Origin of the sequence: Piscirickettsia salmonis LF-89 = ATCC VR-1361 (assembly GCF_000297215.2) — a bacterium.
GTDB classification, from domain to species: Bacteria; Pseudomonadota; Gammaproteobacteria; order Piscirickettsiales; family Piscirickettsiaceae; genus Piscirickettsia; species Piscirickettsia salmonis.
Window position 1 is genome coordinate 12,744 of the sequence record NZ_AMFF02000059.1, and the last position, 9,786, is coordinate 22,529.

The following is a 9,786-nucleotide window of genomic DNA, read 5'->3' on the forward strand; positions in this document are numbered from 1 at the left end:
AGGAGAAAAGCCAAGTGCTCTAGCAATTGATCTGAGCGAGTCTCCCTCTGATAACCGTTGTTCGATATAAAAACGATCTTTTTCATTTAAGTGCCGATAAACCATCTCTACCCTCTAAGTCAAAAGGCGAACTAGAGAGTTTATCTGTATGAATATGAACTCTCTACTGAGTGTTGCACTTCAGATGACGGAGGGCGAAAATGAAAATAAGCCATAGAAATATCGATGTTTGGGATGCATGGACTCGCATTCACTTTACATCTAAATTCTATGATATGGATGCATTTAGGCAGCACCTCAACTCAATTAAAACACTAGATCAACAGCTTCTTGGTCCTGTAAATCACAAAAAATTATTGCATCTTCAATGTCACTTTGGGCAAGATAGTTTATCTTTAGCTCACTTAGGCACAAAGGTGACCGGAGTAGATTATTCACCACAAGCAATTAAAACAGCAAAAGCACTATCAACAGAACTAAAAATAGCAGCAAAGTTTATTTGCCAAGATATTTTATTATTAAAACTCAATAAAAAATTTGATATTGTATATACCTCCTATGGTGTGCTTAATTGGCTACCCGACCTTGAGCAATGGGCCGAGATAATACGCAAACACTTAAATAAAAACGGTCGTTTTATAATGGTTGAGTTTCACCCCTTTTTAAATATATTAAACTATGACTTTACAGAAATAGGCTATGATTATTGCAATGATGGTAAGTTAATCACTTACAAAGATCAAAAGTCATATACAAACAGCGCTAAAGATCATCAAAAATATACAACTTATGAATATCTACATCCATTATCTGATATACTCAATGCGCTAACAAAAGCGGGGATTACTTTTGATATCAAAGAATATCCATACAGCCATTATAACTGTTTTCCAAATCTTGTCGAAACTACTCCTAACTCAGGAATCTACCAACACTCCTTTAAAATACCTATGATGTTCTCGATAACAGGACAACTAACGAGTTAATTTTAATTTATGATATAAAAAATATGGGACTGACACCGAATAAAGTTCTCTTTGAGCAACTTTTTAAGGCCAGCCAGTCATTTTTTTAGCTTAAGTTAACAAGTTAAAATACGAGGTTAAACACCTAGTATAAAATAGAGCGATTAAACTATTAAAATCCCTTTTACTTTTTCAGCAACAGCTCGACCTAACTTTATATTCTCTTCAGCAAGCAAATGAACACCCTCACCAGGTGCTGCGCTGATAAAAGTCGCAGTATCTAAATAAGCAATTTTGAAAAATTCTGCGACATTTTCATAATGACTGGAAATTTGCATGGATACTTCTTTTTGACTACCAAAAATAGTATTCATTAACCCAGAAGTCTCTCCCAGATGAGGCGGTGATAATAACAACACCTGAGGAGCGCCTCCATTTGGCCCCATACAGCTATATAAAGCTTTTCTCACTAAACTCCCACAACCTAGCGCAATTTCATTTGCCTGGCCTGAAATATGTGCTTTTAAATCATTCGTTCCTAATAAAAAAATAACCAAATCTACCGGCATATTCGACTCTAAATACACCGGTAAAAATGCTGCACCATTACGCATCACTCCATCCATCATTGGGTCATCATAAATGGTAGTCCGCCCATTTAAACCTGCTTCAATAACTCGGTAATCACCCCCTAAGTTCTCCTGCAATACACCAGTCCAACGTTGATCAAATGAATAACGTCCAGAATTTTCTGGATTATAACCCCAGGTTAGAGAATCACCATAGCATAGAATAGTTTTCAAGATAAAACTCCATAATATTTTAATATAAAAATAAATTTCAAACAGCAATTGATATTAATTATTCCCAAGCAAGTTAAGCCGTTATATTTCATAAAGCTCTAAAGGCAAGCCATCAGGATCAGCAAAAAAAGTATATTTTTTTTCCGTTAACGCATCAACCCTCACCGGCTCCACATCAATCCCGTGCTGTTGCAAACATTTCACTGACTCATTAATATTCTCAACAGCAAAAGCTAAATGCCGCAGCCCACAAGCTTCAGGAAAACTTAAACGCTTGGGAGGGTTAACAAATGAAAATAATTCAAGTTGGTTACCATTCATTAATTTTAAGTCTAACTTATATGAACGACGCTCTCGCCGATATGTTTCAGCAATCACTTCCAAGCCTAAAATATCACAATAAAACGCCTTCGAAGCAGCATAGTCAGAAACAATCAAAGCAACATGATGGATTTTTTTTAACTGCAGCGACCTGTGCATAATTATTATTATACTCTTCTAGCAACATAGCTCTAAATTCAAACACTACTATAAATTACTAGCAATAGAAACACTTAATCTCTCATTTAAGCTAGGCAACCAAAGGTACATGACTAAAGATTAAAATTCACTATATTATTATAAATAATAAATTAATAGCGAATTAAAAGAGAAGACGGGACTTATTGCGCAATACCAATTGCTCAGAAATTCCTTCCACCTTGGCTAAGTCTTTGATTGAACGAAACGGCCCATGTTGCTTGCGATAATTAATAATGGCACGTGCCTTTTTTAAACCACAGCCATTTAGAACCGCGGCTAAAGTGTCTGCGTCTGCCTGATTCACATTCACTTGTTGAACCAGAGACTGATTAAAGCTCGCTTCAGTCGTTTCAGCCATGCTACCCCCTAACAAAGACCAAACTACTAAAAATGCTTTTACCGAACTCATAACCCAGCTAACACCCATAAAAGACCGTGTACCTTAAAGCGTAGCACAAGGCAGGCCAGTTAAGCCGGCGACTCTCAGACAATTTAACAGCAAACCTATAATTGTTTTTCAAGCTTACTGTACTTCTTTTCTAGTGAACGGATTTTTATACGCAAATTTACAACCTTCATTAAAAACAATAATGAGCTTATAGTAATAGCGAAGATAAAAACAATGACAAGCAACAAAGCCATGGGCAAATGAATATTACCAAAGTAGTAATTAATCACAACGCTTTGTGCGTTTAATGCTGAGAAAATTGCAATAAAAATAATAAACAGGCCAAAAATAGAATACTTAAGCGCCTTCATAAAAAATACCCTCTATTCGCTGTTTCCTTTTTTTCTGCTTTTTATTTTAAAAGCGCTTTTTTATGATGCAACAAGACAAATAAAAAGCATAAAAAAAGGGTAGCATAACGCCACCCTTATATTCTACTCGTAAAGCGCTAGAAGATAGAGAAATTACTCTTCATCTTTCGCTTGAGCTGCTTTAAATAGGTCGCCCAACGTTGCATTCACAGGCGCTTCGACCTTTTCTTTACGAGGTGCTTTAACAGCAACTACTTTATCAGCAGGCTGTTCAGCTGACGTCATAGACAAACTGATGTTGCGATTCTTACGATCAACAGCAACAAAGTAAGCTGAAACTGCATCACCTGCTTTCAACTCTTCCGTCACATCCGCCGTACGAATAAAGCCTTCAACACCTTCACCTAAATCAACAGTCACACCTTTACCATCGACATCTGCAACCGCACCTGACACCTCAGCGCCTTTTTCATTTTCGGTCACAAAACGCGTAAATGGATCTTGCTCTAGTTGCTTGATACCCAAAGAAACACGCTCGCGCTCTGAATCAACAGATAACACAACCGCTTCAACCTCTTCACCTTTCTTGTAGTTACGAACGGCTTCTTCACCATTCTCGTTCCAAGAAATATCAGACAAGTGGACCAAACCGTCGATGCCGCCATCCAAACCAATGAACAAGCCAAAATCGGTGATTGATTTAATCTTACCGGCAACTTTATCGCCTTTATTGTACTTGTCAGAGAATTCTTTCCAAGGATTTGGCACACACTGCTTCATGCCTAAAGAAATACGACGACGCTCTTCATCGATCTCAAGCACAAGCACATCAATCTCATCACCCACAGCAACCAACTTGCTTGGCATAACGTTTTTGTTAGTCCAGTCCATCTCAGAAACGTGGACCAAGCCTTCAATACCTTCTTCGAGCTGAACAAAGCAACCATAATCAGTAATATTGGTCACACGACCTGTCAAACGAGCTTCTTCTGGATAACGTGCTTTAATTGCCACCCAAGGATCTTCACCCAATTGCTTTAAGCCCAGCGAGACACGTGATTTATCTTTATCGAATTTAAGTACACGGACATCGATTTCATCACCGATTTGCACCAATTCACTTGGGTGCTTAATACGACGCCATGACATATCAGTAATATGCAACAGACCATCGATACCACCAAGGTCAATAAAGGCACCGTAATCAGTCAGGTTCTTCACGACACCCTTCACTTTTTGGCCTTCTTCTAGCGTTGACAATAAGGCATCACGCTCAGCACTGGTTTCTTGTTCAATCACTGAACGACGAGAAACGACGATGTTATTGCGTTTTTGGTCCATTTTGATGATTTTAAATTCTAACTCTTGACCTTCTAGCCCACCTGGATCACGCACTGGACGCACATCAACTAAAGAACCTGGCAAGAAAGCACGCATCGCTTTCACATCAACAATAAAGCCACCTTTGACACGGCCACTGATCATACCGCGAATGGTATTGCCTGCTTCATATTCTTTTTCAAGCTCAGACCAGCTTTCCAAACGTTTTGCACGCTCACGAGACAAACGCGTCTCACCAAAACCATCTTCAACTGCATCAAGTACCACTTCAACTTGATCACCGACTTGAACTTCAAGCTCACCTTTTTCATTAAAAAACTGAGCTGTAGGAATAAAGCCTTCAGACTTTAACCCTGCATTCACCACAACAACATCCTTTTCAATACGGACAATTGTTCCAGTCATTAAACCACCGATTCTAAAATCGGAACTTGCGAGACTTTCCTCAAAGAGCTGTGCAAAACTTTCAGACATAAACTTGATTCCCAGGAAACAATAAAAGTTAGTTAAAATAAATAAGCCAAGGTGGGCGACTAGCAAAGCCTGGTTGATATCTCTGCTAACACAATCTCTAACACTTCAGCAATACCCAATTCCGTCGCATCAATCACCCGTGCATCTGCCGCTGGCCTAAGTGGCGCAATCGGTCGACTCATATCACGTTGATCACGCGCAGAAATCTCCTCGCGGAGGCGGTCAAGGTTAGCATGAATGCCACGCTGTTGCAATTGTTTATAGCGCCGCTCAGCCCGCACATTGGCTGACGCTGTCAGGTAAAATTTTACCTCTGCTTCTGGAAAAACCACAGTTCCCATGTCGCGCCCATCCGCCACCAAACCCGGCGCTTTAGCAAAAGCGCGTTGGCACTCAAATAAACCCTGCCTAACTGCGACCAATTTACTCACTTCAGACGCTTTTTTACTGGTTTCGTCAGCACGCACGGATGCGGTTTGGTCAACACCATTCAACACCACTGCAACCCCGCCTAAAGGATCGGCGGTAAAGCGAATATCTAAATGCTCAGCCAACAGCCCCAATGCCGCTTCATCATCAAGCGCAGTCTCTGCAAGCTCTGCAGCTACTGCCACAGCACGATACAAGGCCCCACTATCAAGTAAATGCCAACCAAAATGCTCTGCAAGACGCTGAGCAATAGTCCCCTTCCCTGAGCCACTGGGACCATCGATGGTAATAATCGGACAGTTTCGTTTCTTCATTATCGTTTTTCAAACTCTTGCATAAATAAAATCAGTGCATCCACCCCAGCTTCTGGCATGGCATTGTATAAACTCGCACGCATCCCACCAACGCTATGATGGCCATGCAAAAACTTTAAGCCCTGCTCATCGGCCGCATGCAAAAATTGTGACTCTAATTCAGCATCGCTCAACAAAAAAGGAATATTCATCCAAGAGCGATCCGCTTTGGCCACCACATTTAAATAAAAATCACTCTGATCAATAAAATCATACAATTTTTGTGCTTTACGTTGATTTACGTGCGCAAGTACATCCACCCCACCTTGCTGCTCTATCCATTGCAAAACGAGATAAGTCGCATACCAAGGTACAACCGGCCCAGTATTGGACAATGAGCGTTCCTGATCATGATGTAAATAAGAATATAACGTCGGTGTATGCAGTAATTCATGCCCTAATAAATCACGACGAACAATCACCACAGTAACCCCTGCAATACCCAGATTTTTCTGTGCACCAGCAAAAATCAAACCATGTCGATTCACATCCAAGGGCCTTGACAATAGCGTCGATGTCGCATCAGCAACTAAGGGCACCTCACCCACCTCAGGAAGGCGGTGAAACTCTAAGCCGTGAATGGTTTCATTCGGTGTATAATACACATACGCAGCCTGCGGATCTAAGCACCAGTCCTGTTGTTTAGGTAGACTCATTAAGCCATCAGCACTGTGTTGTATATCACCAACAATATTTGCCTGACAATAACGCTGTGCTTCTTTGTAAGCTTTTTTTGACCAAGTTCCCGTAACAAAGTAGTCCGCTGTTTTTTTCCCACGCAAGAGATTCATTGGCACCATGGCAAACTGGTGGCTCGCACCACCATGCAAAAATAGCACCGCATAGTCATCAGAAACACCAAGTAAACGACGCAATAGTGCTTCTGACTGCTCAGCAATTTCAGCAAACAATGCGGTACGATGACCAATAGAGCCAATCGACACGCCTGTGCCGCTATAGTTCACCATGGCTTGTTGCAAGCTTAGCTCAACGTCTCCAGGCAAAGCCGCTGGGCCTGCAGAAAAATTATAAACTTTATTTTCCACCACAACGTAAAACCTCTATATAAACGTCTTATCTATTTATATCAATTTATATTAATTAGATTCATCTTTGCTATTATGATCATGATCCAAGTCATCTTCTTCTCTTTGGTCAATGAGTGCTGCCGCCTCGGGATTCACACTCTCCTCATCTTCTAGATCAATCTCAACCACAGGCTGCACACTCACCAACTTCTCAGCATTCGCTAGATTAATCAGCTTAACACCCTGAGTATTACGACCGACCTGGGAAATTTCTTCGGCTCGTGTACGCACCAAGGTGCCACCGTTGGTGAGTAACATGACCTCATCCGCGTGAGTTATTGCCGCCGCACCGACAACAGTGCCATTACGTTCACTGACCTGAATCGAAATAATGCCCTGACCTCCACGCCCTTGCACACGATATTCGTCAATTTTAGTGCGTTTACCAAAGCCATTTTCTGTCACTGTTAAGATGTCACCCTCAATCGGTGCAATGACACTGGAAATAACGCGCTGATCATCGGTTAAATTAATACCTTTCACGCCACGCGCATTGCGGCCCATTGCTCTGACATCCGTCTCAGGAAAGCGAATCACCTTGCCACTATTAGTAAACAGCATCATATCGCATTCACCATGCGTTAAACTGACACCAACTAGGCGATCACCCTCAACTAAATCAACTGAGATAATGCCACTGACTCGAGGACGAGAAAATTCGGTCAACGCTGTTTTCTTAACAGTGCCTTTTGCTGTCGCCATAAAGATGTACATGCCTTCTTTGTATTCACGTACCGGCAACATCGCTTGAATTTTTTCATCTTTATCTAAAGGCAATAAGTTGACGATCGGCCGCCCTTTAGAAATTCGGCTGGCCTGCGGCACGGTATACACTTTTAGCCAGTAAAGTTTGCCATAATTTGAAAAGCACAATAACGTATCATGCTGACTGGCAATCACCAGCTGCTCGATAAAATCCTCATCTTTCATGCTCGTCGCACTCTTACCACGGCCACCGCGACGCTGTGCTTGATACGTATCCAGTGTCTGTGTTTTAACATAACCGGCATGCGTTAAGGTGACGACCATGTTCTCATCAGCAATCAGATCTTCCATGCTTAAGTCTTCTTGCGAAGCACGGATTTCTGTGCGCCGCTCATCACCAAACTGCTCTTTAACCAGTAATAAATCCTCACGAATCACTTCAAGCAAACGCTCACGACTGGCCAAAATAGCTAAATATTCTTTAATTTTTTCAAGTAATTCTTTAAATTCACCGAAAATTTTGTCCTGCTCTAAGCCAGTTAAACGGTGCAATCTTAAATCTAAAATCGCTTGCGCCTGATCTGGCGATAAACGATAACCACCTGCAACCATACCAAAATCAGGGGCTAAATCTTCAGGGCGTGCAGCATCACGGCCAATTTCTTCAAGTAAGCTAATCACCTCTCCCGGCTGCCATGTTTCAGCAAGTAGCACCTCTTTGGCCTGAGCTGGATTCGATGCATTGCGCACTAAACTAATCACTCGCTCAATACTAGCAAGGGCCACACCTAAGCCTTCTAAGACATGGGCGCGACTGCGTGCTTTCGCCAACTCAAAACGCGTACGACGCGTCACCACCTCTTGACGATGACGCAAGAAAGCGTTCAGCATATCCAGTAAATTAAACAACTTCGGCTGACCACGATCCAGCGCCACCATATTAATGCCAAAGACATTTTGCATTTGCGTGTAAGTATATAAGTTATTGAGCACAACATCAGGCACTTCACCACGTTTGAGCTCAATCACAATGCGCATACCGTCTTTATCAGACTCATCACGCAAGCCCGAAATACCCTCTAGCTTTTTATCACGGACTAAATCAGCAATTTTTTCAATTAAGCGCGCTTTATTAACCTGATAAGGCAATTCAGTAACGATAATAGTCGCTTTATGGCTTTTTTCATCTTCTTCAATTTCAGTCCGTGCCCGAATATAGACCCGGCCTCGCCCAGTCTTATAGGCTTGTACAATACCTGCTCGGCCGTTAATAATACCGGCAGTTGGGAAATCAGGGCCTGGAATATATTCCATTAATTGCTCGATAGAAAGCTCAAACTGATTATCAATCAGGGCGACACAGGCATCAATCACTTCATTCAGGCGATGCGGGGCAATATTCGTCGCCATGCCAACAGCAATTCCTGAAGAACCATTGACCAATAAATTAGGAATCCGTGTCGGCAAAACCGCCGGCTCAAACTCACTCTCATCATAATTCGGTGTAAAATTCACCGTATCTTTTTCTAAATCTTCAAGTAGTGCATGAGCAAATTTATCCATACGCACTTCGGTATAACGCATGGCCGCAGCAGCATCACCATCAACAGAACCAAAGTTTCCTTGACCATCAATCAGGGTGTAACGCATAGAAAACGTTTGCGCAAGACGCACAATCGTATCGTAAACAGCAGTATCGCCATGTGGGTGGTATTTACCAATCACATCCCCAACAACACGGGCGGATTTTTTATAGGCTTTATTCCAATCATTATTAAGTACATGCATCGCATACAACACACGACGATGCACTGGTTTTAACCCATCTCTCACATCCGGCAATGCGCGTCCCACAATCACGCTCATTGCATATTCTAAATATGACTGTTTCAGTTCTTCTTCGATATTAATCGGGACAATTTCTCTTGCAAATTCAGTCATGGACAGCGCTGCCTTTTGCTTTATTTATAAGTATTTCGATCATTCTTTTGCCAGGCCATAGAATAGCATACTCATCGCCAATCCTTAAGCGTTAACTCAAACAGATAGCTCTTAGGCGGCTGAACCAAGCTCTCGCAGGTGATTATACAACTCCCCAGGCCGGGAAACATGAATAGACCAATCATGGCACTCAGCGACTGTGAGGCTGCTTCCAACCATATACTCTAGCTAACCTACTGTAGCAATAGGTCGCTTATTCTACTGATGACTATCGTAGCAATATCGAAAAAACAGTATTCAAGTCATTTACCCACACTGCCAGAAACACTTCATGTGTTAAAAGCTCACCTTACGCACTGACATGATAAACAATGTATAACGAAATCTGATAGATACAGGGATTTCA

General features: G+C 41.8%; 10 protein-coding genes. 1 reads left to right on the forward strand and 9 read right to left on the reverse strand.

From position 1 onward, the window contains the following. A partial coding sequence (locus C200_RS16705; protein ID WP_016211006.1) for a helix-turn-helix domain-containing protein occupies positions 1 to 105 on the reverse strand: 105 nt, incomplete at its 3' end. Positions 106 to 200: 95 nt separating this feature from the next. Here C200_RS16705 and C200_RS06240 point away from each other — a divergent pair. Next, positions 201 to 986: a class I SAM-dependent methyltransferase gene (locus tag C200_RS06240; RefSeq protein ID WP_016211000.1), complete on the forward strand. Its 786-nt coding sequence runs from the start codon at positions 201 to 203 to the stop codon at positions 984 to 986. Positions 987 to 1,129: 143 nt separating this feature from the next. On the opposite strand, the gene C200_RS06245 is transcribed toward C200_RS06240, so the two are convergent. The 8 genes from C200_RS06245 to gyrA form a co-directional block, all read right to left on the reverse strand. Continuing rightward, positions 1,130 to 1,768, reverse strand: a complete 639-nt coding sequence (locus C200_RS06245) for an SGNH/GDSL hydrolase family protein (RefSeq protein ID WP_016210999.1) — start codon at positions 1,766 to 1,768, stop codon at positions 1,130 to 1,132. A gap of 81 nt (positions 1,769 to 1,849) precedes the next feature. Further along, positions 1,850 to 2,248 carry an SMU1112c/YaeR family gloxylase I-like metalloprotein gene (gene gloA2, locus C200_RS06250; protein ID WP_016211002.1) on the reverse strand — a complete coding sequence of 133 codons (399 nt, stop codon included), beginning with the start codon at positions 2,246 to 2,248 and terminating at the stop codon, positions 1,850 to 1,852. 163 nt (positions 2,249 to 2,411) lie between these two features. Then, entirely contained in the window at positions 2,412 to 2,648 is a 237-nt protein-coding gene (locus C200_RS06255) for a ComEA family DNA-binding protein (protein WP_230383282.1), read from the reverse strand. A gap of 146 nt (positions 2,649 to 2,794) precedes the next feature. Continuing rightward, on the reverse strand, positions 2,795 to 3,049 hold the full coding sequence (locus C200_RS06260) for a lipopolysaccharide assembly protein LapA domain-containing protein (RefSeq protein WP_016210998.1): 255 nt from the start codon (positions 3,047 to 3,049) through the stop codon (positions 2,795 to 2,797). A gap of 153 nt (positions 3,050 to 3,202) precedes the next feature. After that, complete coding sequence (rpsA, locus tag C200_RS06265) at positions 3,203 to 4,864, reverse strand: 30S ribosomal protein S1 (protein ID WP_032126469.1); 1,662 nt, start codon at positions 4,862 to 4,864, stop codon at positions 3,203 to 3,205. A gap of 59 nt (positions 4,865 to 4,923) precedes the next feature. Then, positions 4,924 to 5,607 carry a (d)CMP kinase gene (gene cmk / locus C200_RS06270; protein WP_016210997.1) on the reverse strand — a complete coding sequence of 228 codons (684 nt, stop codon included), beginning with the start codon at positions 5,605 to 5,607 and terminating at the stop codon, positions 4,924 to 4,926. Then, a complete protein-coding gene (serC, locus tag C200_RS06275; RefSeq protein WP_016211005.1) occupies positions 5,607 to 6,692 on the reverse strand; it encodes a 3-phosphoserine/phosphohydroxythreonine transaminase in 1,086 nt (361 codons plus the stop codon). Before serC ends, cmk begins: the two co-directional genes overlap by 1 nt. Before the next feature lie 51 nt (positions 6,693 to 6,743). Beyond that, a complete protein-coding gene (gene gyrA / locus C200_RS06280; protein ID WP_016211004.1) occupies positions 6,744 to 9,380 on the reverse strand; it encodes a DNA gyrase subunit A in 2,637 nt (878 codons plus the stop codon). Between the last annotated feature and the right edge of the window lie 406 nt (positions 9,381 to 9,786).